Source organism: Parvimonas sp. C2, assembly GCF_035282405.1.
Taxonomy (GTDB): Bacteria; Bacillota; Clostridia; order Tissierellales; family Peptoniphilaceae; genus Parvimonas.
The window spans coordinates 1-25,045 of sequence record NZ_JAYKBP010000006.1 but is presented as its reverse complement, the minus strand read 5'-3'; the positions used below and the strand labels follow the sequence as shown (position 1 = coordinate 25,045).

Sequence of the window (25,045 nt, the reverse complement as noted above, 5' to 3'; positions counted from 1 at the left end):
TCAATTTAAAACCTTCTTTAAAGCAAAATTAATAAGTCTTAATAAAGACCTCTCAAGTTCAATGTAATCAATTTCTAAAGTGTTTTTTCTCGGTAAAATTACCATTTCATAACCTAATCCTAAATCACAAACATTAAGTCTTATTATCTCTTTTATTCTTCTCTTAATCAAATTACGTTTATTTGCTTTTCCAAACTTTTTAGTAACGGAAACACCGAACTTAACTTTTTTTCTATTTGTCGGTCGGATAAAAATGGTAAAATCTTTATTCCAAAAATTTTTTCCACGCCTGTAAACAGTTTGAAACTCTCTATTTTTTCTTAATCTAATTTCCTTATTCATATATCATCTTTCCATGCTTCAAACACAAAGCAAAAAGCTGAATTTTAGAAAAGGCCACACTAATGTTGGCCTATGCTGATAAAACTTTTCTATTTTTAAGTCTTCTTCTCTTTAATACAGCTCTACCTGCTTTTGTACTCATTCTCTTTCTAAAACCATGAATTTTACTTCTTTTTCTTCTATTCGGTTGATAAGTTCTTTTCATAATATAGATGACACCTCCTTATTATAATCACCTTTAGGTTATTTAATAAAACACTACCATAGATTATAAGCTATTTTAAGTATAATTGTCAAGTAAAAATATAAAAAAATTACAAATTTTTACACCGATATGGAACAAAATTTTTAATTCAGAATACAAGTATTTACATTCAACAAAAAAGATGATATCATTAAGTTAAAGTTATATTGGGATTTATGTGAGGGATAAATATGAAATACACACCAGAAAAATTTGAACTAAAAGATGGGAGAATCTGTGAAATTAGAGAGATTCAAGTAAAGGATGCTGCAGAAACTGTTGAATATTTGAAGACTGTTATGGGAGAATCTGATTTCTTGTATTCTTATCCAGAAGAAATAACTATGTCTGCAGAAGAGGAAGCAAAAATGATAAAAGGCTTTAATGAATCTGATAATACACTTATGCTTGTTGTCGAAATGGATAGAAGACTAATTGCAAATGGCATGATTACAAGACTGACAAAAAAGAAAATGTGCCATCGAGGGAATGTTGCTGTTTCTGTGCTGAAAGAATTCTGGAACTTAGGAATAGGAAAGAAGTTGCTTATTTGTCTTGAAAAGCAAGCTAAGGAATGGAATCTTTCCCAAATTGAACTGGATTATTTCTCAGGTAATGAAAGAGGAAGGGCTCTTTATGAGAAAATTGGATTCATACAAGTTGGAGAAACTCCTAATGCCTTCATTTTGAAGGATGGAACACGATACAACAATATAAAAATGATAAAAGGTATTTAAAAAAATTTTGGGTTTCGTTTCATAATAATCACAGTGGCAAATAGTCAAGGTAATACAAGAGTTTTAGAGCTTATATCAAAATTTAAAATCAAAAAGAAAGAATGATAGAACTTAGAAAACTTGCTAGAACTCAGCTGCTGTCAATTGAAAAGCTGAACAATACAGGTATTAAGAGTTTGGAGGATAAGTCAAAGAAATAGAGAGATGATTAAATGGTGGTAACTTAAATGGAAAAAAATTTTAAAGAAAGTCATCCAAGGATTGATATAAACATAGGCGAACGGATAGTATCAGTTACTTATTATATTTCAATAAAAAAATAATACCATTAGATTAAAGTGATATTAGAATTTATTGAAAATAAAAGATTATATTTACAAAGTTTTTGGAGGAAAAAAATGAAAAATAATTATACATTTAGAAAATTAATAAGAATACTCTTTTTTCTTTTTATATTTTTGACTGTATTTTATAGTTTACATATAATGCAATAATATTCAAAATAATTTTTATAAATAGGGAGGATTTTGTTTTGAGTTATTTATGTTTTTTAGTAATAATGATAATTTTGTCATTAGTTTCAGTTGTATTTAGCCTAATTGCACCAATTATGGTTCAAATTTGGAGTAAAAGTGTAGAGGGAATTACTATCTATAGAATTTTACTTTTATCTATAATTATGGCTGTTTTTATGCTAATAAATATTTTATTCATTGTAATAAAAGAACATTATTCAAGAAAATTAAATAGAGAGAATTTTTTCGACTATCTAAAAGATATTTTAACTTTAAAATATGATTACATAATTTCCGAAGGAATAATGAAAATTTTGGATAAGACAATAATGAGTGTTAACAATATTTATCTCTTTATCACAGGGGATAATATCAAATTAATAACAAATTCACTTGTTATGGTCGTTGTTTCTATTTGGATTTTAATTATTAATAAATACATATTTTTCGCTTGTTTAGTAGTCATTCCTATAAATATTTTAGGCTTTGCAAAGATAAATAAAGTGCTATTGGGAAAGTCTAGAAATATGGAATTACAGGTTACTACCGGCTGGCAAAAAGTTTTATCCGTCATTTCAAATACTGAATATATAAAACAAAAATCCAATCCTGATATTATTAAAAATTATTTAAGTGATACAGTAGATACTATTTACAACTCAATGTCTGATGTAAATATGTATTCTGTAAGTACTTCTACCTTAATTCACAGTATTAATTCAATTTTTCAAACTGTTATTTTAACTTATGGGGTTTATAATTTTGCCTTTGTTGGACATGATTATTTTTCATTGATGATTCTTATGATTTTAATTCCAACATTTTTTAATACATTAAGTTCTCTTGTCGGTTCAAAACTAAATAAAAGAAATTTCACAATAGCTAAAGAATTTAAGGAAAATTTAGAAAATATGAGTGAAATTTATAACGGAAATAATCTTGAAGAGATAAAAAATATTTCCTTTAATATTTCAAAATTAAAGCTTCCTACACATAGTATTGATGTAAACATTGTTGGGGAATTTTCAAAAGGAGATATAATTAGAATAAAGGGCGATTCCGGTAGAGGAAAGAGTACATTCTTAAAATCAATTATTGGCTTTAGAGAAAATGAAGGAATTTTTATAAATGGAAAAGAAATAAACTCATACAATTTATTAGCTCTAAGGAATAGAATTGAATATATGGGACAGGATGCTTATGTATTTCAAGGCTCATTAGAGGATAATTTATTTTTCGGAATTGAAGATTATAAAGATAAAATTGACAGTTTAAAACAAGATCCTCTTTTAAATACTATCTTCTCATCTAAAGATTTGAACTCTGATATTTTTAACTTAGGAGCTGATTTATCAGGTGGAGAAAAACAAAAAATCGCTTTAGCAAGAGCAATTAATTCTGATGTTGATATACTTTTATTGGATGAAATTACTTCAAGCATTGATAAAGAAAGTTCTGTTGAAATTTATAACAGAATAAAAGAAATTTCAAAAGATAAAATTATTTTTATTATCTCTCATGATGATATTGTAGATAATATTTGTAATAAAGAAATTTTAATATAAAATTAAAAATTAATCCATTTGCATTTTGCAAGTGGATTTTTTTGTGCAAAAAAATTATTTAATATGATATTTTTGCCTCTATTTTTTATAATTTTTCTATTTATGTATCAAATACAATAAATTTGAGTTTTTTTTGGATTTTTGGTATAATTTAACTGTGAAAAGATGTTTAAAATCTTTCTATATATAAAAATTTTTTTAGAAAATTATCTACAAATTATTTTTTACAAAAATGTAATATGTGGATAAGTAGAATGAATTTGTTGATAAGTTGTTTATTAATTTCTGATTATAATTTTTAGATTTAAAAAAATTTGAAAAAATGCAATTTATTTTATAAACAATATAAGTTTTTAAGAAATGTGGATAACTTTTTAATTTGTTTAAATGTTTTTTATTATTAACTCTAAAAATGTTTAAATTTTAATCTTTTTAAAATTTTGTCCACTGTGGATAAATATGTTGATAACTTTGTATGGGGAGTAGTTTATGTTTGAGAACGAAATAATGGTTGACAGCTTATGGCTTGAAGTTTGCAATGAGTTAAAAGGCAAACTCGGAGAGAGTCGTTTTGCGACTTGGATTGAAGTTTTAAAGCCGATTTGTTATGAGAATCATAAATTAATGGTACTTTGTCAGTCGAATTATATTAAAACTTTTATAAATGGACATTTTAAAGATTATATTGAAGAAGCGATAAATAATCAGCTTTTTCCTCTGATTAAAGAAAAATCTGAACTTTTACCTGTTGTTGCTACTGACGAACTTTATTTGGAAGCGATTAAAAATTTAGGAGGTCAAACTTCTTTCTTTTCAAAATCTGGTGAAAAAGCTACGAAAAAAGGAAAACTAAAGAAAATTTCTTCTTCAAACAATTCCTTAACTTTTTCAGATAGATTTACTTTTGACAATTTCATAAAGGGTAAGAATAATGAATTTGCAATGGCTGCAGCTGAAGCAGTTGCCAAAAATCCTGCTGGTACTTACAATCCACTTTTTATTTATGGAAATTCAGGGCTTGGAAAGACTCATCTTATGAAAGCTATTGGCTATGAAATTCATAAGAATTTTGATTGTAAAGTACTGTATTTGAGTAGTGAGAAATTTACAATTGACTTGATTGACTCAATTAGGGATAAAAATCAAAATTCAGAATCCGAATTTAGAAAAAAATATAGAAATGTGGATGTTTTGCTTATAGATGATATTCAATTTATTGCAGGAAAGACTGCAACTCAAGAGGAATTTTTCCATACTTTTAATGAATTATACAGTAGAAATAAGCAAATTATAATTTCATCAGATAGGCCACCAAAGGAGATTAAAAATCTTGAGGACAGACTTAAGAGTAGATTTAATATGGGTTTAACTGTTGATATTCAACCACCTGATTTTGAAACGAGAATGGCTATTTTACAAGATAAGGTAAAATATGAGCCGATAGCTCTTTCAAATGAAGTTCTAGAATTTATTGCAATGAATATTAAGAATAATATAAGAGAGCTCGAAGGAGCTTTAATTAATGTTTTGGCTCATTATAAATTAAAACAAGATGCTCCAATGACTGTTGATTATGTAAAGGGAATTTTATCCCAAAAACTTAATGAACTTAATAGAAGAGAATTGGACATTGATGTAATAAAGGAAACTGTAAGTCAGTATTTTAAAATAGAAGTTTCTGATTTAAGTTCAAAGAATAGAGCCAATTCAATTGCTTATCCAAGACAGGTTGCAATGTATCTTTGTAGAAATATGTTAGACTGTGCTTTGGGAAATATAGGTTCAGCTTTTGAAAAAGATCATACTACTATAATGCATGGAGTTAAAAAGATTGACGAAAAGATAAAGACGACAGAATCTGTAAAGCAGGATATAGAAAACATAAAAAAAATGTTGGAAGATTAATATTACAAAAATGTAATATTAATTTTAAAGAAATTTTTAGTTATTCAACTTATACTGTTCATAAGCCTGTTGATAAGTTGTTGATAACTTTTTATAATTTTTTTATTGTTAATATGTTTATAAGTCTAGGATTATTTTGTGATTTATACAGTAGTTATACAGTTAGAAATTGTTGTTATTTCAACATTTAAAAGGGTTGTTTAAGATATCCACAGCCCCTACTACTATTACTACTAAATTATATATTTTTTATATGTGAAAAAAAGGAGAAAATTATGGAAATAAAGATAATGCAAAATGAACTTTTAAGTTTGATAAATATATCTTTAAGGGCTATAAGTTTAAAAAATAATACTTCAATACTAGAAGGAATTTTATTTATTGCAAAGGATAATAAATTAACTTTAAAGTCAACTGATTTGGAACTTGCAATTGAAACTACAACTGAATGTAAGATTGAAAAAGAAGGCGAAGTTTTACTTAATGCATCAATGATTTCTAATATAGTAAGAAAATTACCAAATGATGAGGTATATATAAAAGTTGATAGAGAAAAAGTATTTATTCAAAGTGAAAATGCAAAATTCAATATAATTGCAATGGATATTTACTCATATCCTGAATTTCCAACTTTTGAAAATAAAGTGGATTTTTATGTTCAAGAAAATTTACTTAAAGTTGCGACTAAACAAACAATTTTTGCAGCAGCTATTGATGATTATAGAATAGTTTTAAATGGTGTTGATGTTGAAATTGAAAATAAAAATGTAGATTTTGTCGCACTTGATGGACATAGAATTGCAAAGAGAAGTTTTAAAATAGAGGAAGATATTGAGAAAAAAGTTATAATTCCACCGAGAGCTTTAAACGAGATTTCAAAAATTGTTCCTGAGGGATATGTTGTTGGAGTTTCACTTGTAAGAGGAAGTGCGATTTTCACTTTTGAAAATACAATCTTTTCAACAAGAGTAATTGACGGAGAGTATTTGAATTATAAGGCACTATTCTCTTATGAACACAAGACAAAAGTTATTGTTTCAAGACGTGATTTAATAAATGCGATTGAAAGAGCAAATATTATCTATAAAGCTGAAAAAGGAGATTTAGTTACTTTTACAATAGATGATACTAGTATTTTGGTTGAGGGTTCATCTGAAATTGGAGATTTAAAAGATATAATTGACATCAAAAAAGAGGGAGATAATTTAAAGATTGCATTTAATTCAAAATATGTTTTAGAGGGATTAAAGACAATAGAACAGGATTTTGTTGAAATTACATTTAATGGTAGAGCAGGAGCTTGTATCATAAGACCAGAAGATGAAAATATAGATTATACTTATTTAGTTTTACCAGTTTTGTTGCAAGATTCTCAATATTAGGAGTTTAAAATGGAAGAAATTATTATTGATACCGAATTTATAAAATTGGATTCGTTGTTGAAATATGCTGCTGTTGTTCAAACAGGAGCAGATGCTAAATTCTTTATTTCTGAAGGATTAGTTTTTGTTGACGGAGAAGTTGAAACAAGACGTGGTAGAAAAATTTATGATGGAATGACTGTTAAGGTATCGGCTGACGAAGAAGTAAGTTTAATTGTTAAAAAGAGGTAGAGTTGATAGTTGAAAAAATACATTTGACCAACTTTAGAAATCTAAAAGATATTTCTTTTGATTTTAAAGAGAATATAAATGTATTTGTCGGAAAAAACGGAATCGGAAAGACGAATGTTTTGGAGGCAATTTACATTTCTCTTGTTGCGTCAAGTTTTAGACAGGCAAAACAAGAAGATTTTATAAGTTTTGGAGAGAGTTTTACGAAAGTTGATACTTTTGTAAATGAAAAGGGATTTGAAAATAAAATTTCTTTTTTATATACCGATGATAAGAAAAAAGTTTTTAAAATTGATGATATTAAACTTAAGAGTATAAATGAGCTTTATGACTTTTCAAATGTTATTGGATTTTTCCCAGATGAGCTAAAAATAATCACAGAAAGTCCAAATTTCAGAAGAAATTTTTTTGATAGCTTTATTATGAAGATGACTAAAGGATATAAACAAAAATTGAATTTATATAGAAATGTAATTTTTAGAAGAAATTTACTCTTAAAGGGAATGAATTTATCCAGTTTTTATAAGCAGGAGATGAATGCTCTTACAAAGAAGCTTGCTCTTTTGTGCTATGAAATAAGTATGGAGAGGAAAAAACTGATTGATTTGATAAATATGGAAATAAATTCAATTCATCAACAATTATCAGGAGAAACTCTTTTTATTGAGTATGAGTCAATTTTATCGGATCATAAAAAGTCTGAAAATGAATGTTTAAAGGAAATTTTAGAAAATTTTTCAAAGTCCTATAAATTGGATAGTGAAAATAAGACTACAAACTTTGGTATTCATAAGGAAAATTTTAAATTTATTCTAAATGGCAATGATGCGAAGAGCTTTTCTTCACAAGGTCAAAAGAGAAATATTATAATTACGATTAAAATGTGTCAAAAAAATATTTTTGAAGAGTATAAGGGATTAAAGCCAATTATTCTACTTGATGATTTATTTAGTGAATTGGACGAAGATAGAAGATATGAAATTTTGGAATATTTAACGGATAATCAAGTCTTTATAACGACTACAGATAAATCTTTTGTAAATAATTTTAGGAATATAAATGTTATAGAAATGGAAAAAGTGAGAAAGGAAAAATATGAGTAAGGAAAAAATTAGAAATTACGGGGCGAAAGACATTAAAGTTTTGACAGGTCTTGAACCAGTTAGACTTAGACCTGGTATGTACATAGGTTCGACAGGAGTAAAAGGACTTCATCATTTAGTTTATGAAGTTGTTGACAATAGTATAGATGAGGCTTTGGCAGGTGTTTGTGATACAATTACAGTTACAATTTTTGAAGATAATTCTGTAAGAGTTGAAGATAATGGTAGTGGTATTCCAGTAGAAGTGCATCCACAAACAGGAAAATCAACACTTGAAACAGTTTTGACAATTCTACATGCTGGTGGTAAGTTCAATAACAATGCTTACCAAGTTTCAGGGGGACTTCATGGAGTTGGGGTTTCTGTTGTAAATGCTCTTTCAGAATGGCTTATTGCAAATGTAAAAAGAGATGGAAAACTTTATGAACAACAATTTTCAAGGGGAAATACAACTTCAAAACTTGAAGTTGTAGGTACTTCAAAAGAAACTGGAACAATAATAACTTTTAAACCTGATTCTGAAATTTTTGATACAACAATTTATGAAAAAGAAATTTTAAGAAACAGATTTAGAGAAATGGCATTTTTAAATAAAGGTGTTAAAATTATTTTTACAGATGAAAGAGAAGATTTTACAGAAACTTTTCATTATGAAGGTGGAATAAAATCTTTTGTTGAGTATATGAATAGAAATAAAAATAATCTTCATAACGAAGTTATTTATTTTCAAGGACAAAGAGGCGATTCACAAGTTGAAATTTCTATGCAATATACAGACGGATACTCCGAAAATGTCTTAACTTTTGCAAATAATATCCATACTCCTGAAGGAGGAAGTCATTTAGTAGGTTTTAGGACTGCTCTAACTCGTACTTTAAATGATTATGGAAGAAAATACAATTTAATTAAGGACAAGGATGCGAATCTTCAAGGGGATGATACAAGAGAAGGTCTTACTGGAATAGTTTCAATAAAACTTCCTAATCCGCAATTTGAAGGACAAACTAAGGCAAAACTTGGAAATAGTGAAAGTCGTGGTATCGTTGAAACTTTCTTATACGATAATTTGATGACTTTCTTAGAAGAAAATCCAAAAGTTGGTAAAATTATTATAGAAAAAGCACAAAGTAGTGCAAGAGCAAGAGAAGCTGCAAGAAAAGCAAGAGATTTAACTCGTAAAAAATCAATTCTTGACAATACGACTTTACCTGGAAAATTATCCGATTGTCAAGAAAGTGATATTTCTGTAAATGAAATTTATCTTGTCGAAGGGGACTCTGCGGGTGGTTCTGCAAAACAAGGTAGAGATAGTAAATTCCAAGCGGTTTTACCACTTAAAGGTAAGATTATGAATGTTGAAAAGGCAAGAATTGACAAGATTTTAGGTTATGAAGAAATAAAGTCAATGATTACTGCTTTTGGAACAGGAATTGGAAAAGATTTTAATTTAGATAATTTGAGATATGGAAAAATAGTTATAATGACAGATGCCGACGTTGACGGTGCACATATTAGAACTTTGATTTTAACATTTTTCTATCGTTATATGAAAGAATTAATCGAACAAGGTCATGTCTATATTGCTCAACCACCACTTTATGGAATTATTAAAGGTGTTAAGGTTGTAAAATATTGTTGGACTGATGAAGAATTACAAGCTAGTTTAGATGAACTTGGTCGTGATTCACATAGAATTCAAAGATATAAAGGTCTTGGGGAAATGAATCCTGCACAACTTTGGGAAACAACTATGAATCCTGAAAACAGACTTTTCCTACAAGTAAATATTGATGATGAAGAACTTGTGTCAATAGATGAAACTTTCTCAACTCTTATGGGAGATAAGGTTGAACCAAGACGTGAATTTATAGAACAAAATGCGAAATATGTTGAAAATATTGACGCATAGGAGGAATAGATGGCTGATATAGAAAATAAAATAAATGTAGTCGATGTTGATATCGAAAAGGAAATGAAAAAGTCATACCTTGAATATGCCATGAGTGTTATTGTTGCAAGAGCTTTGCCTGATGTTAAAGACGGTTTAAAGCCCGTTCATAGAAGAATTATTTATGCAATGCAAGGTCTTGGACTTTTACCAGACAAGCCTTATAAAAAATCTTCAAGACTTGTTGGGGAAGTAATGGGTAAGTATCACCCTCATGGGGACTCTGCAATTTATGATGCGACAGTTAGACTTGCACAAGATTTCAACTTGCGTTATCCTCTTGTTGACGGTCAAGGAAACTTTGGTACTATTGACGGAGACGGTGCTGCCGCTCCTCGTTATACAGAAGTTAGAATGCAAAAACTTGCTCTTGAAATGTTAAGAGATATAAATAAAGATACAGTTGACTTCGCTCCAAACTATGACGAAAATGAAAAAGAACCGGTTGTTTTACCAAGTAAATTTCCAAATCTTTTGGTAAATGGTGCAGCTGGTATCGCCGTTGGTATGGCTACAAATATGCCACCACATAATTTAAATGAAGTAATTGATGCAACTTGCGAATATATCGACAATTTCGACATTTCCATTGAAGAACTTATGAAATTTGTAAAAGGCCCTGACTTCCCGACTGGAGCAAATATTATGGGACTTGAAGGAATTAAACAGGCTTATCATACTGGACGTGGAAAAATTACTGTAAGGGCTGTTGCAAATATTGAAGAATACAATAATAAGACTAGAATTATAGTTACAGAAATTCCATATCAAGTTAATAAAACTAATTTGATTATGAAGATTGTTGAGCTTATCAAAGATAAGAGAATTGAAGGAATTTCAGACTTAAGAGATGAAAGTAATATGAAAGGGATTAGAATTGTAATCGAATTAAAGAGAGATGCTAATCCGAATATTATTTTGAATAATCTTTATAAACATACACAAATGCAAACTACTTTCGGTGTAATAAATCTTGCACTTGTAAATGGTGAGCCTAAAGTTTTAACTTTAAAAGAATTAATCGGACATTATGTTGAACATCAAAGAGAAGTAATTACAAGACGTTGTAGATTTGAACTTAAAAAAGCTGAAGACAGAGCACATATTGTTGAAGGACTTTTAAAAGCGATTGATCATATTGACGAAATCATTAAGATAATTAGAGCTTCTTACTCAGACGCGCAAGAAAAACTTATGGAACGTTTCGGTTTTACTAAAATTCAAGCTGAAAGCATCCTAGAAATGCGTTTAAGAAGACTTCAAGGTCTTGAAAGAGAAAAATTACAAGATGAATACAATTCTTTAATTAAAGAAATTGCAAGACTTAAAGAAATTTTAGGAAATGAAAGATTAATTTTAAATATAATCAAAGAAGAATTAACTGAAATAAAAGAAAAATTTGGTGATGACAGAAGAACTGAAATCAAACCTAATTTTGATGAAATTGAAATTGAAGAGTTAATCAAAGAAGAAGATGTTGTAATAACTCTTACAAAACAAGGTTATATCAAGAGAATTCCTTCTGATACTTACAAAGTACAAAACAGAGGTGGAAAAGGTGTTGTTGCTCTTACTACAAAAGAAGATGACTATGTTGACAGTCTTTTCGTAACTTCAACTCATAGCTTGATTTTATTCTTTACGAATAAAGGAAGAGTTTATAAACTAAAGGCTTATGAAATTCCTGAAGGAAAAAGACAAGCAAAAGGTCAAAATATTATAAATCTTTTAGAATTAATGCATGGAGAAAAAGTAAATGCAGTAATTCCGGTAAAAGATGCAGAAGCTGATGAATACTTGATTATGGCTACAAAGAAGGGAACAATCAAGAGAACATCTGTTGAACTTTTCAAGGCTATTAGAAAAGTTGGAATGAAAGCAATTAATTTAGTTGATGATGACGAATTAATCCAAGTTAGAGTTTCACCAGTTGAGGACTCAGCAATTCTAGTTACAAAAAAAGGTCTTGCGATTAAATTTGCACTTTCAGACCTTAGAGAAATCGGAAGAACTGGACAGGGAGTAAGAGGAATTAAACTTGATAAAGATGATGAAGTTGTTTCAATGAATCTTGACTCTGAAGGAAAACATCTACTTGTATTCTCTGAATATGGCTATGGAAAGAGAACTTTAGCTTCAAATTACAAAGTGCAAAACAGAGGTGGAAAAGGTGTTAAAACATATAAAGTAACTGAAAAAACTGGTTTTGTAGTTTCATCTAAAATGGTAAATCCAAATGATGAAGTCATTGTACTTTCACAAAGTGGCGGAATTATAAGACTTCTTGTTAAAGACATACCAGTAAAAGGTAGAGATACACAAGGTGTTATAATAAAAGATGTAAATAAAGACGAAGATAAAATCGTTGCAGTTGCAAAATATGTAAATGATGTTGAATAAGGAGATGCTATGGAATTAAAAGTTGATTTAAGACAAGAGGGAGAAAAACTTTTTGTAGATTTACAAGGTGATTTGGATATAAATTCCAATAAAGAATTTAAAGAAAAAGTTAATTCCGTTCAAGGAGTAAAAAAAATAACAGTGAATTGTGAAAATCTTTCATATATTGATTCAACGGGGCTCGGTGCTTTTATAAGTATCTACAAACATATAAAAGAAAAGGGAGAAAAACTTGTTATTACAGGCTTAAAACCACATATCAAAAAAATCTTTCTTATAACCGACTTAGATAAAGTTTTTGAAATCGAGGGGTAATTATGGATAAAATATTTGTAAAATTTCCTTCAGAAAAAAAATACATTTCAACTTTAAGACTTTCAATCTCTTCCATAGCTAATACAATCTCTATGGATATTGAAAATATCGAAGATTTAAAAGTTTCAATTTCTGAAGTTGTAAATTTATTTGTAGATGAAAGTGAATTTTTTGAAATCAGTATGGATGTCTTTGATGATAAAATCGAAATTGAAGTAATGCCTGACATTTCCCTTTTAGGAATTCAAGAAAAAGAAGAAAATAAATTTGCTTTACTAATTTTGGAAAATTTAGTTGATAAAGTAGAATTCAGAGAAAATAGTGTACTTTTAGTTAAAAATAAAGGATAAAAAAATGAAAAAGGTATATAACAAACCGGACTCAGAACAAATAAAAGCTCTATTTAAAGAGTATTTTGAAAATCCCACACCAGAACTTAGAGACAAATTAATAGAAAAAAATCTATATATGGCTGAAATTTTAGCTAAAAAATATGTAAATCGTGGAATTGACTACGATGACTTATTCCAAGTTGCAAGTCTTGGATTAATCTATGCCATAGATAGATATGACATCTCAAAAGGCTTTGAATTTTCAAGTTTCGCTATGCCGACTATCGTCGGAGAAATAAAGAGATATTTCAGAGATAAAGGTTGGGTAATTCGGGTTCCAAGAAGAATACAGGAGAACTCTAAAAAAGTTAATAATGCAAAATATCATTTAACACAAGAGCTTGGAAGAACTCCAACAATTAAGGATATTGCAGACTATGTAGAACTTTCTGAAGAAGAAGTGTTGGAAATTATGGAAGCAAGTAAAGTTTATACACCTCAATCATTAGATCAAAGTTTTGAAAATTCAGATAGTGAAGACAAGGACACAAACTTAATTGATATTGTTGGAGAAGAAGATAAAGAATTCGACTTTATTGACAATCAAGATTTTATCAGAAAGACTCTAGACAAATTAACCGAAGTTGAAAAACAAATAATACTTGGAAGATATTTTGAACAAAAAACGCAAGTTGCCCTTGCAAAAGAGCTAAACATTTCACAGATGACAGTAAGCCGTCTCGAAAAAAAAGCCCTTGCAAAATTTAGAGAAGAATTGAATATGTAAATTTAGTAGATAAAAAATCAACGGACACTCGTTGATTTTTTTGTTGGTAAGTATGTAATTTAATAATTTTATGTATCTTCGATACATTTACTTATTCTTGTTTACTTGTAAATAAAAGTAGGTCTGACAGGGGTAATTGTATCTTTAGATACAATTACTCTGGAAATCTCATAAAGCCCTATAATTATGAATATAGTCTATTTTAATGTAATTAAAATTATAATAATTTTAGTGGAAAAAATATTGAATCTACTCAATTATTATGATATACTGACATTGATTGTATTAATATAAAAGGAGAAAAATATGAGTTTTTTTAAAAAGGTTGTTAACGGATTATTTAATGGTTCAAAGGAAAAAAATGAAGAGCATTCTAATGAAGAGTATTCTCCTACTTTAATTAAAGAAGCACCCCTTGCTTATTGGGAAGAATTTTCATATATGTTAGCTTTAACACCTGAAAATTACACAATTTCAGAAGATACTTTTGCTAATATTAAAGCTATAGATGGTGTTGAAATTAAAGAAAAAATTATGCCAAGTGAAGATTTACCAGGAAAACTTGTTATATCCTATGATGGAATGGACTTTGAAGTAGGATTTTATATTGGAGATTTTTATACAGAAGAAATGTATCAATGGCAACTACAATATTTTACGGAAGAGGAAAAAGAAGAGATTTTAAAAGTAAATAAGGCTTTAAATGTTTATATGAAGTTTAGTGGTAATCCTAAAAAATGTTATCATTTACAGCTTAAGCTTATCTATGCTATGATTCCGGAAATAGTTGCTCTTTGTGATGAAAGTGCTGAGAGAATGTTAAATAAAAAATGGGTTGAGTTAGCAGTAAAATCAAATGTTCTTCCTGCACCGATAAGTCTATATACAGTTCAAGCTGTTTATGATGAAAATGAAGTGTGGCTTCATACACATGGTTTGTGCAGATGCAATCTACACGAAATTGAATTTTTGGATTCAAATAAGGACGACTCCAGAACACATTATGACTTAATTTCAAATTATGCATGCCGATTATTAGATGAAAATAATCCTGTTGAAGAGGATGATGGAAATGAAATTGGCGAAGAAACAATAAATATGGGAGTTTTTTATGATGGAGAACCAATAGTTGCTACATCAAAAAAATGGATAAATGCTTTGAAGTATTATCCTAAGGATATTCTCGGAGGGATTGAAGATAGAAAAGACTCTCATAATTCTAAAACAAATATACTTTTCCTTTATGGAAGTGAAGAGGACTTTAATAAAAAGCGTTTGAGAAAGCCTTCAGAGTTTACAGAAAAGTTGGAGAATAATCCTATATTTTATTTAAGCAATGAAGAAACTGCAAGAATGAGTTCTTTGGCGAGAGAAAGATTTTCTTATGTTGAAAGAATGCTTAAGGAAAAACAAGACGGTAAAGATATTGGCATTATTATTAAGTTAGGTCTTGAAACAGTAGATGAAGAAGGTAATTTGGATAGTGAAAATCGTGAACATATTTGGTTTGAGGCTCTTTCTATGGAAGGAGATAGTTTTAAGGCAAGATTGACTCAAGAGCCTTATAATATTCCTAATTTACATGAAGGTGATGAGGGAATATATTCTATAGATTATGTAAGTGATTGGAGGATTCATACTGAAAATGGTGTAATAACTCCTGAAACTGTATATTTGCTAGATTTATAAAGAAAAAGAAAATCAACGTAACTACGTTGGTTTTTTGTTGGGAAAAAAAGTGTGTTTTTTATGATGTATTTTCGATATATTTAATTTTGCTTGTTTACTTGTAAACAAACAAGTATTTCCGAAAGAAAAATTATTTGAATAATTGACTTATATTAATTAGAAAGTGAAATAACAAGTCCTTTTTTATAACTTTCTAATAAATATACATTCTAATAAATATACATTTATACCTTAAATTATAGTTTATTTTAAGGTGTAAATAGATTGATTATACTCAATAATTGTGATATACTGCTTATAAGTTTTTAATAAATTACAAAGGAGAAAAAAATGAGTTATTTTAAAAATTTATTTAATGGATTATTAAGTGGATTAAAGGGAAATAATAAAGAAGCACCTTTTTATTATTGGGAAGAGTATTCTTGTATGTCAGCATTAGTACCTGAAAATTATTCACTTACAGAAGAAGTTTTTGTTAATATTGAGGCTTTAGATGGAATTAAAATTAAATATAAGAAACTGCCACATAAAAAAACAGCAGGAAAACTTGTGATATCATATGAAAGAAAGGACTTTGAAGTAGGATTTTTTCTTGGAGATTTTCCTGTTCATGAAATGCGTCATTGGGAACAACAATATTTTACGGAAGAGAATAAAGAAAAAATTTCAAGAGTAAAGAAATCTTTAAATATTTTTATGAAGTTTGAAGGAAAATCTCAAAAATGTTATCATTTACAGCTTAAACTTATCTATGCTATGATTCCTGAAATGGTTGCTCTTTTTGATGAAAGTGCAAAAAAATTATTAAATAAAAAGTGGGTTGAGTTAGCTGTAAAATCAAATTTGCTTCCTGATCCAATAAATTTATTTAGAATTCATGCTGTTTATGATAAAAATGAAGTATGGTTATATTCATGTGGATTGTGTAGATGTAATCTTCGAGAAATTGAAATTTTAGGCTCAAATATGGAAGACTCGGTAACACATTATGAGTTGCTTTCAAATTATGCAAGCTGGTTATTAAATGGAAAAGATGCTATTTTAATAGATAAAACAAATGAACAGGGTGAAGAAACATTACCTGTTGGATTTTTTTATGATGAAGAACCGATAGTCGTTTCATCTAAAAAGTGGACAAATGGTTTAAAGTATTATCCTAAGGATATTCTCGGCGGTTTTGATGATAGAAAGAACTCACATAATTCTAAAACAAATATAATTTTCCTCTATGGTTGTGAAGAAGACTATAATAAAAAGCGTTTAAGAAAGCCTTCAGAGTTTACAGAAAAACTTGAAAATGAATCTATATATTTTGTAAGCGATGAGGAAACTAAAAGAAAGAGTTCTTTGGCGAGAGAAAGATTTTCTTATGTTGAAAGAATGCTTAAGGAAAAACAAGAAGGCAAGGAAGATATTGATTTTATTATTAAATTAGATCTTGAAACAATAGATGAAAATGGTAATATAGATACAGAAAATCGTGAGCATATTTGGTTTGAAGATATTTCTATGGAAGGAGATAGTATTAAAGGAAAAGTTACTCAAGAACCTTATAATATTCCTAATTTGCATGAAGGTGATGAGGGTATATATTCTAAAAATTATGTAAGTGATTGGAAAATTCGAACTGAAAAAGGTATAATAACTCCAGAAACTGTATATTTATTGGATTTATAAGATATGTTAAAAGTAAATAATTTTTATCCCTTAAATTAAGGTGTATTTTAAGGGATAAAAAGATTATTAAGGAGAAATCCAAAGAGAGGGAATAGGCAGAGCTACAAAATATATAAGACCAAAATAGTGAAAAGTTGAAAATCAACGGGTTTCCGTTGATTTTTTTGTGGGGAAGTTGTTGTTATGTATCTACGATACATTTACTTATTCTTGTAAACAAGAATAAGTATGAGATTTCCAGAGCAATTGTATCTAAAGATATAATTATTGCAAAGCAACAAGGTTCCCAAGTATCTACCCAATGAAATTATAAAATTTTTTTGGTACATACACAATCAAAGGGAAGTTTTTTTAGAATTATATTTTTTTATATCCTTTGGATACATCCCTTTATATTTTTTGAAACAAGTACTGAATTTACTATGAGAAGAATACCCTACTGCTTCAGCAATATCCTGAATTTTAAGGGAGGAGTTCAATAGAAGAACTTCTGCCATGTTCATTCGGCGCCTTTGAGTGTATTCGGTAATTGTACATTGATATTTTTGTTTAAATAATTTTTTAAGTTTTGTACCGCTCATAGTGGATATTTTTTCTAAAGTTTTTTGTGAAATTGAAGTTGCATAATGATCGTCTATATAATTAGCAACAATTTTTAAAGCTTCATTATCGGCAATGGATATTGGATTGTTATACTTATTTAGAAATGCGTCTATTGTTATACTAAGCCACTCCTTTGCCTTTGATTCAAAAAAGATTTCAGCAGCAGGAGATATCATCTTACAATTTAGTATATCTTTTGCAATTCTTTCCAAAGGTTTGTTTATAATTGTGTTAGTGTTGAAAAATAAATTTTCATAGTTACAAACTTTATTTTTGTATGAGGATAGACACTCTTCTATCATAGATTGGTTGAAATTTATACCTATTCCTAGATAGGGAGAGTTTTTATGTAGTATAAATCTATAGTTTTTAGAATTTTTTGTATTTATAACATAGAGTGAGTTTGAAGAAAGATTTTGATAAGGATTAAAACTTTCACCATTTGCTGTAACTAAATAAGATGAGTAAAGGGAATAGAAATTATCCAAACCGGCAAAACTTGTGTGGATAATTTCTTTTTTTATGAAAACATCGTGAATATCAATTGTAAAATTTTTACCTTCATAAAACCAATATATGCCTTCCGCATCGTATGTATTGAAACAGAATGTATGTCCTGCAGATGAGTATTTTGTATTATCAGTACATTCATTTGTAGAAAAAAAGTTTTTAACAAAGTTGTAAAAGTCGCTCATATATACCTCCATTGTAATTTTTATCCCAAATAGACATTATTCCAAATAGACATAGTTAACTATCCCTAATTGATTGAATTTCTCATTTATTATATAATTTATTATATGATATATAAATTATATAATAAATAGAAGATAAAAACAATCAAAGAGTTATATAATGTTAAAAATTTTTAAAATACCAATTTTTATAGTCAGTCCAAACAGGATATTTATGAAGCTTGTTTAATTTAAAGAAAAGGAGGAGTTATTCATTGAAGAATAAGAAAAAATCAATACTAAAAAGACTAATGCCTTATGCCGGTAAGAAAAGTATTTTGTTTTATATTGCTATGATTATGTCTGCAATTTCAGGTATTATGGTCTTGATGCCTATGGTTTTTATTCATAGGATTATAAATAGTTTAATTTTAAATGAAACGGTAGATTTTGTCTATGTGAGGGAAAATTCAATTTATGCGGCGACATTTGCGGGATTAGGTTTATTTATATACCTTATAGGTCTCATTTTATCACATGTTTTTGCGTTTGAAGTAGAAGATAATATTATTAAGAGCTCGGTAAAAAAACTAATTAATAAACCGCTTGGATATTTTGATGATAAAGAAAGTGGAAGAATAAGAAAAGTAATCATATCCGGAGCTTCTGAAACACATTCTTTCTTAGCACATCAGCTTCCTGATATGGCAATGACAGTTATATCGCCGATAGTTCTGTTTGTATTTTTCTTTACGTTTGATTGGAAATTGGGGCTTGTAAGTATGGTGCCGATAATTATTGGCATGATATTAATGTCATCAATGATGACATCCGAAACAAAGAAAATGAAAGAAGAATATTACGAAGATCTTTCCGATTTATCTTCTCAGACCGTAGAATATGTCAGGGGAATTCCGGTGGTAAAAACATTCGCACAAAGTATTGAAAGTTTTGATAAGTTATATTCGTTAATTATCAAAATAAAAGATCTTGTGCTCAAGCTTACTATGAGTTACACGAATAAAATGTCATGGTTTGGGACTATTTCTACATCGACAGCATTTTTCTTAGTGCCTGTAGCTTTATTGTTAATAAAATTTAATGGTAACTTAGCTAATGTGGTTGCAAATTCTGTTATTTATTTTCTGATAGGACCGATATTTGCCGTTTTTATTATGAGAACGGCGACAATTAAACAATTTAGTTATTTTGCGGAGCTTGCTCTGGATAAAATTGAAAATATACTTGAATATGATGATTTTATTTATGGAGATAAGACAAGCTCTGAAGTGGGAATTGAGTTTAAAAATGTAAGTTTTTCTTATGGTGAAGAAAATGTCTTGGATAATATTTCTTTTAAAGTAGAAAGAGGAGAACAAGTTGCTTTAGTTGGAATGTCGGGTAGTGGTAAAACCACTATAGCAAGGCTTGCTGCCAGATTTTATGATATTAAATCAGGTGAAATTTTAATTGGCGGGATTAATATAAAAGATTTTGAAAAAGAGGCTTTAATGAAAAAAATAGCTTTTGTTTTTCAAAATTCCAAACTGTTTAAGATGAGTTTAAGGGAGAATCTTCTAATTGCAAAACCCGACGCAACAGATGAAGAAATAGATAATGCTTTGATTAATTCAGGCTGTAAAGAGATAATTAAAGGTTTGAAAAATGGACTTGATACTGTTTACGGAACGAGAGGCACATATTTTTCAGGTGGTGAAGCTCAAAGACTCTCTATAGCAAGAGCTTTTCTCAAAGATGCAGATATTATTATTTTAGATGAAGCTACAGCTTTTGCAGACCCTGAAAATGAACATCTAATTCAGGAGTCTTTTAAAAAGTTATCAAAAAACAAGACAACGCTAATGATTGCCCACAGATTATCTACTGTAGTAGATGCAGACAAGATACTTGTTATAGATAAAGGTAGAATTGTAGAAGAAGGTAAGCACTCAGATTTAATAAATATGAATGGGCATTATAAAAAGCTTTGGGATGAATATCAAAAATCTGTAAATTGGAAGATAGGAGGTTAAGATATGGTTTCTTATTTTATAAAACGATATGCTATGTCTGAAAAAGGAGCGATTAATTTAAAAAAAGCAATCATCTCACATACCTTTGTTAATTTAACAAAATTATTTGCACCGATGATTGCCTTTATGTTTTTGTTTCAGTATATAGGCGTTTTGAAGGGCATTGGAAGTTATAATTTTACGCTATTTCATTATCTTATATTAATTATAGTAATGATGATATTAATGTTTTTAGTTGCAAGGTGGGATTATGTAAGACTCTATACCAATGTGTATAATGAGAGTGCAAATTCAAGGATTGATTTAGCAGAAAGATTAAAAAAACTGCCTCTTTCTTATTTTGGAAAAAGAGATTTAGCAGATCTTGCAGAAACAATGATGAATGATATGAATTTATATGAAACTATATTTTCACATGCCGTTCCTCATATATATTCAACTGCTATTTCCACAGGTGTTATTGCTTTAATGCTTATTATCTATAATCCAAAATTGGCTTTTGCAGCATTGTGGGTGATTCCGATTTCACTTCTAATAATATTTTTATCAAGAAAAAGTCAGAAAAAAGTAGTGCAAAACTGGATAGATGATAATCGCAAGGTTTTTGATGATTTGCAGGAAAAGATTGAGCAGATAGAGCAAATAAAATCTTATAATTTAGAAGAACAAATGCTAAAAGATTTTTTTAAGAAATTAAATATGTCTACAAAACAAAAAACTAAAGGTGAAATTGTTGCAGGAACACTTACAGGAATAGCGACTGCAATATTAAAGCTTGGTATTATAAGTGTTGCTGTTGTTGGTGTAAATATGCTTATTGCAGGGGAGATAAATATACTGGTTTATATTGCATTTTTAATGCTGACAACAAGTATTTATCTACCAATAGAGGGAATAATTACTTTTATGTCCATGATAGTTATGCTTGATGCTGTGGTTGGAAGAATAAAGGAAATAAAAACTATGCCTATTCAAGAGGGCAAAAAGAATATGGAAATTACAAATTATGACATTGAATTTAAAGATGTTTATTTTGGATATGATAATTATTCTGTAATAAATGGGGTTAGTTTTATCGCAAAGCAAGGTGAAATCACAGCCCTAATCGGTTCAAGCGGAAGCGGAAAAACAACAGTTGCAAAACTTGCTGCAAGATTTTGGGATATAGATAGAGGAAAAATTTTGATAGGTAGAAAAGACATAAGTGAGGTTGATCCCGAAACTTTACTTAAAAATTTTTCCATAGTATTTCAAGATGTTATCCTCTTTAATACAAGCATAAAAGATAATATTAAAATCGGAAAAAAGGATGCTACAGATGAGGAAATAACAAGGGCAGCTAAAATAGCAAGATGTGATGATTTTATAAATAAAATGCCGGAAGGAATAGATACTATAATAGGGGAAAACGGACAAAGACTTTCCGGTGGAGAAAGACAAAGAATATCAATAGCAAGGGCTATTTTGAAAGATGCACCGATTATACTGCTTGATGAAGCTACAGCATCTCTCGATGTCGAAAATGAAAGTCTTATTCAGGAAGCTCTTTCTGAACTTATAAAAGAAAAAACAGTTATAGTAATTGCTCATAGACTTAGAACAATAAGAAATGCAGATAAAATTGTTTTGTTAAATGCCGGGAAAATAGAAGCGGTAGGTACAGATAGCGAACTTTGTAAAAGCTCAGAATTTTATAAGGCAATGCTTGAAAAAGCAAATATTCAGTAAAAACTTACAGGAGGACATTATGGAAATGGAAAAATTGAAAATCAAGGATTTAGTTACAATAGGTGTATTTACGGTAATATATTTTGTACTTATGTTTCTTTCAGGAATGATTGGCATAGTACCGATTTTATACCTGGCATATCCTGCTGTGGCAGGTATTATAACAGGCATAGTTATTATGCTTTTTATGGCAAAAGTTCAAAAACTGTGGGGATTATTTATACTAGGTTTAATTTGTAGTTTTATCGTTATTGCAATGGGAAACACATATATAATATTAATACATTCAGTAATAAGTATGGGGATTGCTGAATTTGTAAGAAAAATAGGTGGATATAAATCTTTTAAATACAATATGCTTTCATTTACCATATTCAACACTTGGATTTGTGGATTTCTTATGCAAATATTATTGGCTAAAGATAAGGTTATTGAAGTGGCTGAAACAAGGGGAATGGGATATGATTATATAATGAAACTTATTGCTCTTTTAAATTTCCAAAATATGATATTTGTATATATCGGGGCAATTGTCGGTGGAATTATCGGTGCTTATATCGGGAAAGTATTTTTGAAAAAGCATTTTGAAAAAGCAGGTATTATATAATGCCTGTTTTTTTGGATAATCCCTATAATCCGAATCCGATTAGTAAACTTATGGTAACTTTTTTACTTGGTTTTGCCGTATTTCATAAGGTAAATATCTATTTTGAATGGACTATTATACTTCTCATTTCATTCCTTTTTTATAAGAATGGATTTAAAAAAGAAGCATTGAAAAATATATTATTTTTCGGTGTTTTTTCTTTAGTAATACCTAGCCTTGATGTAATTAGAAATATGAATGTGATTTTGATGATATTCTTTATGTTATTTGCAGTATGTAGGATGTTTTATCTTCCTTTTTGTTCCGGTAGTTTTTTTGTAAAAACATCAGATGTAGGAAGCATAATATCTTCAATGGATAAAATTAAATTACCCCATAGTATTTCCATACCAATTGCTGTAATTTTTAGATTTTTTCCGTCATTTAGAGAAGAAAGTCATAATATAAAGCTCGCTATGAAGGTAAGAGGAATTACGTTAAAAAATCCTATTTTGTATATTGAGTATGTAATGGTACCTTTACTCGTCATATCATCTAACATTTCTGATGACATTGCAAAGGCCGCAGAGACAAAATGTATTGAAAATCCTGTAAAAAAAACAAGATATATATCAGTCAAAATGAAAATAGTTGATTTTGGATATGTGCTCTTGGTACTGATGATGGTTATAGGAGGGATTTTATGGTAGAAATCGAAAATTTATCTCTATCTTATGGAAATAATAAAGAAGTGTTAAAAAATATTTCTTTAAATATAGAAAAAGGTGAATGTGTATTACTTACCGGAAAAAGTGGAAGTGGAAAGTCTTCAATTATAAATTCCATCAATGGATTGGCTGTAAGATATGATGGAGCCTCTATAGATGGAAGTATTAGGATAGGGAATAAAGATATAAAAAACCTTAAGCTCTACGAAATATCAATGCTTGTATCAAGTGTTTTTCAAAATCCGAAGACTCATTTTTTTAATGTGAATACTACTCTTGAATTGCTTTTTTATTTGGAAAACATAGGACTTTCAAGAGACGAAATGGATAAAAGATTAACTGAAATGCTGAAGTTATTCCCTATAGAGCATCTTTTGAATAGAGATATTTTTAAATTATCAGGTGGGGAAAAACAGATTTTATGTATTGCTGCCAGTTATATATCCGGTACTGAAATAATTGTTTTAGATGAGCCTTCATCAAATCTTGATGAAGAAAATATTAAACTTATAAAAGAAATGCTTGCTCAACTTAAAGATATGGGAAAAACTATTATAATTTCAGAACATAGAATCTTTTACCTTATGGATATTATAGACAGGATTTTTTTAATTAAGGATGGAGAAATACAAAGTGAATATACTAAAATAGATTTTATGAAATTTTCTACAAGAAAACTTAATGAATTAGGTTTAAGAGATAAAATTAAAACAAAACTTACAGTACCTGAAATTAAAAATAGCGGGAGTTTCAATGTGAAAAATATTGAATTTAAGTTTAATGGGGTAGATAACAAGTTGCTTTTCAAAAATATCTTATTTGAAATGGGTAAAATTTATGGCATAGTAGGAACAAATGGGCTCGGAAAATCCACATTGCTACGTTGTCTTATAGGTTGCGAACGAAAATCTAAAGATGAAATATATTTAGATGGTAAAAGACTTTCGAAAACAGATAGGATTAAAATATCATCACTTGTAATGCAAGATGTTAATCATCAGCTTTTTACGGATTCTGTCATGAGTGAAGTAAGTCTTGGTATAAAAAATGTTGAGATTAGTTATGTTGAAGATATTCTAAAAAAACTTGACTTGTATGAATTAAAAGACTGTCATCCAATGAGTTTGTCAGGTGGACAAAAGCAAAGGGTAGCAATAGCATCCGTATTGTATAAAAATTCCAAACTCTTGTTTTTTGATGAACCAACAAGTGGAATGGATTATTACAATATGATGAATATATCTCACTTAATCAATGAATGCAAGAGCAATGAGAAAATAATATTTATTGTTTCGCATGATCAAGAATTTTTAAATTCGATAGCTGATTATATTGTATATTTGTAGATATTAATAAGAACCCCACCCTTCCACGATGCTTTACATCGGCTGGGTACCCGGGAACCTTGTTGCTTCGCAATAAGAACCCCACCCTTCCACGATGATTTACATCGGCTGGGTACCCGGGAACCTTGTTGCTTCGCAATAAGAACCCCACCCTTCCACGATGCTTTACATCGGC

The 25,045-nt window shown here is 28.9% G+C and carries 21 protein-coding genes and 1 pseudogene; 19 read left to right on the top strand and 3 right to left on the bottom strand.

Features of this window, described 5'->3' with window-relative positions; translation table 11 throughout:
- Positions 1 to 342 carry a ribonuclease P protein component gene (rnpA, locus tag VJI95_RS07365; RefSeq protein ID WP_324010951.1) on the bottom strand — a complete coding sequence of 114 codons (342 nt, stop codon included), beginning with the start codon at positions 340 to 342 and terminating at the stop codon, positions 1 to 3.
- Between the two features lie 70 nt (positions 343 to 412).
- Complete coding sequence (rpmH, locus tag VJI95_RS07360) at positions 413 to 547, bottom strand: 50S ribosomal protein L34 (RefSeq protein WP_004832453.1); 135 nt, start codon at positions 545 to 547, stop codon at positions 413 to 415.
- 230 nt (positions 548 to 777) lie between these two features.
- Here rpmH and VJI95_RS07355 point away from each other — a divergent pair, with 230 nt between their 5' ends.
- The 14 genes and pseudogenes from VJI95_RS07355 (at position 778) to VJI95_RS07290 (ending at position 17,172) form a co-directional block, all read left to right on the top strand.
- A complete protein-coding gene (locus VJI95_RS07355) occupies positions 778 to 1,323 on the top strand; it encodes a GNAT family N-acetyltransferase (RefSeq protein WP_041953177.1) in 546 nt (181 codons plus the stop codon).
- An 89-nt stretch (positions 1,324 to 1,412) separates the two neighbouring features.
- A pseudogene (locus VJI95_RS07350) lies at positions 1,413 to 1,523 on the top strand (KilA-N domain-containing protein); the annotation flags it as partial.
- A 332-nt stretch (positions 1,524 to 1,855) separates the two neighbouring features.
- Entirely contained in the window at positions 1,856 to 3,403 is a 1,548-nt protein-coding gene (locus VJI95_RS07345) for an ABC transporter ATP-binding protein (RefSeq protein ID WP_324010947.1), read from the top strand.
- 489 nt (positions 3,404 to 3,892) lie between these two features.
- A complete protein-coding gene (gene dnaA / locus VJI95_RS07340; RefSeq protein ID WP_324010942.1) occupies positions 3,893 to 5,308 on the top strand; it encodes a chromosomal replication initiator protein DnaA in 1,416 nt (471 codons plus the stop codon).
- 275 nt (positions 5,309 to 5,583) lie between these two features.
- The gene (gene dnaN / locus VJI95_RS07335; protein ID WP_324010938.1) at positions 5,584 to 6,690 is read left to right on the top strand and encodes a DNA polymerase III subunit beta; all 1,107 of its coding nucleotides are present in this window, start codon (positions 5,584 to 5,586) and stop codon (positions 6,688 to 6,690) included.
- A gap of 9 nt (positions 6,691 to 6,699) precedes the next feature.
- Positions 6,700 to 6,921: an RNA-binding S4 domain-containing protein gene (locus VJI95_RS07330; protein WP_324010933.1), complete on the top strand. Its 222-nt coding sequence runs from the start codon at positions 6,700 to 6,702 to the stop codon at positions 6,919 to 6,921.
- A gap of 2 nt (positions 6,922 to 6,923) precedes the next feature.
- Positions 6,924 to 8,024 carry a DNA replication/repair protein RecF gene (gene recF / locus VJI95_RS07325; protein ID WP_324010930.1) on the top strand — a complete coding sequence of 367 codons (1,101 nt, stop codon included), beginning with the start codon at positions 6,924 to 6,926 and terminating at the stop codon, positions 8,022 to 8,024.
- Complete coding sequence (gyrB, locus tag VJI95_RS07320; RefSeq protein ID WP_324010925.1) at positions 8,017 to 9,933, top strand: DNA topoisomerase (ATP-hydrolyzing) subunit B; 1,917 nt, start codon at positions 8,017 to 8,019, stop codon at positions 9,931 to 9,933. Before recF ends, gyrB begins: the two co-directional genes overlap by 8 nt.
- 9 nt (positions 9,934 to 9,942) lie before the next feature.
- Entirely contained in the window at positions 9,943 to 12,372 is a 2,430-nt protein-coding gene (gene gyrA, locus VJI95_RS07315) for a DNA gyrase subunit A (RefSeq protein WP_324010918.1), read from the top strand.
- A 9-nt stretch (positions 12,373 to 12,381) separates the two neighbouring features.
- On the top strand, positions 12,382 to 12,687 hold the full coding sequence (locus tag VJI95_RS07310) for an STAS domain-containing protein (protein ID WP_293439793.1): 306 nt from the start codon (positions 12,382 to 12,384) through the stop codon (positions 12,685 to 12,687).
- 2 nt (positions 12,688 to 12,689) lie between these two features.
- Positions 12,690 to 13,037 (top strand): ATP-binding protein, encoded by a 348-nt coding sequence (locus tag VJI95_RS07305; RefSeq protein WP_041953162.1) that lies wholly within the window; start codon positions 12,690 to 12,692, stop codon positions 13,035 to 13,037.
- Positions 13,038 to 13,041: 4 nt separating this feature from the next.
- The gene (locus VJI95_RS07300) at positions 13,042 to 13,806 is read left to right on the top strand and encodes a SigB/SigF/SigG family RNA polymerase sigma factor (protein ID WP_324010909.1); all 765 of its coding nucleotides are present in this window, start codon (positions 13,042 to 13,044) and stop codon (positions 13,804 to 13,806) included.
- Positions 13,807 to 14,112: 306 nt separating this feature from the next.
- Positions 14,113 to 15,495 (top strand): DUF4026 domain-containing protein, encoded by a 1,383-nt coding sequence (locus VJI95_RS07295; RefSeq protein ID WP_324010907.1) that lies wholly within the window; start codon positions 14,113 to 14,115, stop codon positions 15,493 to 15,495.
- Between the two features lie 330 nt (positions 15,496 to 15,825).
- Complete coding sequence (locus VJI95_RS07290) at positions 15,826 to 17,172, top strand: DUF4026 domain-containing protein (protein WP_324010903.1); 1,347 nt, start codon at positions 15,826 to 15,828, stop codon at positions 17,170 to 17,172.
- A gap of 335 nt (positions 17,173 to 17,507) precedes the next feature.
- Here the strand turns inward: VJI95_RS07290 and VJI95_RS07285 are convergent, their stop codons facing one another.
- Positions 17,508 to 18,470 carry a helix-turn-helix domain-containing protein gene (locus VJI95_RS07285; protein ID WP_324010901.1) on the bottom strand — a complete coding sequence of 321 codons (963 nt, stop codon included), beginning with the start codon at positions 18,468 to 18,470 and terminating at the stop codon, positions 17,508 to 17,510.
- Between the two features lie 254 nt (positions 18,471 to 18,724).
- Here VJI95_RS07285 and VJI95_RS07280 point away from each other — a divergent pair, with 254 nt between their 5' ends.
- The 5 genes from VJI95_RS07280 to VJI95_RS07260 are packed head-to-tail and all read left to right on the top strand — an operon-like array spanning position 18,725 to position 24,870.
- The gene (locus VJI95_RS07280) at positions 18,725 to 20,482 is read left to right on the top strand and encodes an ABC transporter ATP-binding protein (RefSeq protein WP_324010899.1); all 1,758 of its coding nucleotides are present in this window, start codon (positions 18,725 to 18,727) and stop codon (positions 20,480 to 20,482) included.
- A gap of 3 nt (positions 20,483 to 20,485) precedes the next feature.
- Positions 20,486 to 22,210: an ABC transporter ATP-binding protein gene (locus tag VJI95_RS07275; protein ID WP_324010897.1), complete on the top strand. Its 1,725-nt coding sequence runs from the start codon at positions 20,486 to 20,488 to the stop codon at positions 22,208 to 22,210.
- A gap of 19 nt (positions 22,211 to 22,229) precedes the next feature.
- Positions 22,230 to 22,817, top strand: a complete 588-nt coding sequence (locus VJI95_RS07270) for an MptD family putative ECF transporter S component (protein WP_324010896.1) — start codon at positions 22,230 to 22,232, stop codon at positions 22,815 to 22,817.
- A complete protein-coding gene (locus VJI95_RS07265; protein WP_324010895.1) occupies positions 22,817 to 23,506 on the top strand; it encodes an energy-coupling factor transporter transmembrane component T family protein in 690 nt (229 codons plus the stop codon). Before VJI95_RS07270 ends, VJI95_RS07265 begins: the two co-directional genes overlap by 1 nt.
- On the top strand, positions 23,500 to 24,870 hold the full coding sequence (locus VJI95_RS07260; protein WP_324010893.1) for an ABC transporter ATP-binding protein: 1,371 nt from the start codon (positions 23,500 to 23,502) through the stop codon (positions 24,868 to 24,870). The genes VJI95_RS07265 and VJI95_RS07260 overlap by 7 nt, the downstream gene beginning before the upstream one ends.
- Positions 24,871 to 25,045 lie beyond the last annotated feature (175 nt).